Raw genomic sequence first — 899 nt, forward strand, 5'->3', positions numbered from 1 at the left:
GAGCGGGCCAGGCGGGCGGGCACGTTGATCAGATGGGCGCGGATCGTGGCGGTGACGGCTTTCGCGTGGAACGCTCCGGCCAGGGTGCCGGCGGCCCGGATCAGATTGTGGGCCAGCGCGGCGAGCGCGAGCCAGGCGGCGTTGGCCTGGAAGTGGCCGGAGGGAGCATGGGCGAAGGCGCTGTTCTTGACGTCCGCGATCACTTGTTCCACGACAGCGTGCCGCCGGTGATCACGCTCGGCGTCGCGTAGGGAGAGCGGGGAGTTGGTGAACGCGGCGTGGTAGCGCCAGGTGTCGAAGAGCGTGCCCTGCCCCTCGGTCAGGGCCGCCGGGTTCAGGCGCTTGACCCGGCGCACGATCAGCCGGGCGGTGACCTGCTGCTTCTTCGGCCTGGACGTGAAGGCGGTGTAGCTGGTCTCGGCTATTTCGGCGTCCGAGATCCAGCACTGCCCCTCCTCGTCCCAGACGGCCTTGGGGTACTTGATCGCCGTCCAGGCGTTCTCGTCGATGGTCGCAATGGCGGCCTTGATCGAGGCGTTCATCCGCACCGTGATCGAGAAGCGTGCGTGAAGGGCCCGGCAGGCGTTCACCACGTCGGCGCCGTAGAACGCGGAGTCCGCGCGCACCACCAGCAGGCCCCTCGCGCCGCTGGCGCGGGCGGTGCGGATGGTCTCGGCGACGAACGCCGCCGCCCCGCGTGCGGAGTTGGCCGGGCCCTTGCGCAACCGGGTGGCGGCGATCACCGGGGCTGCCAGCGGGGTGGAGACGATGCTGTCGGCGTACACGTGAACGTCCCCACCCGCGTACGGATGAACGCGGCCAGTTCCTGATGCGCTGAGGGGTGCTGCTCGGCACTCTGCTGCTTGGTCGGTGTAGGCGGCGGAGGGGCGGTCGACAGT

1 protein-coding gene is annotated in these 899 nt (G+C 70.2%); it reads right to left on the minus strand.

Features of this window, described 5'->3' with window-relative positions; all coding sequences use genetic code 11:
• Positions 1-785: IS1380 family transposase (locus tag C1I97_RS38020; RefSeq protein WP_111007382.1), on the minus strand; the 785-nt coding region annotated here is incomplete at its 3' end.
• Between the last annotated feature and the right edge of the window lie 114 nt (positions 786-899).

Source organism: Streptomyces sp. NTH33 (genome assembly GCF_003236365.1).
Taxonomy (GTDB): domain Bacteria; phylum Actinomycetota; class Actinomycetes; order Streptomycetales; family Streptomycetaceae; genus Streptomyces.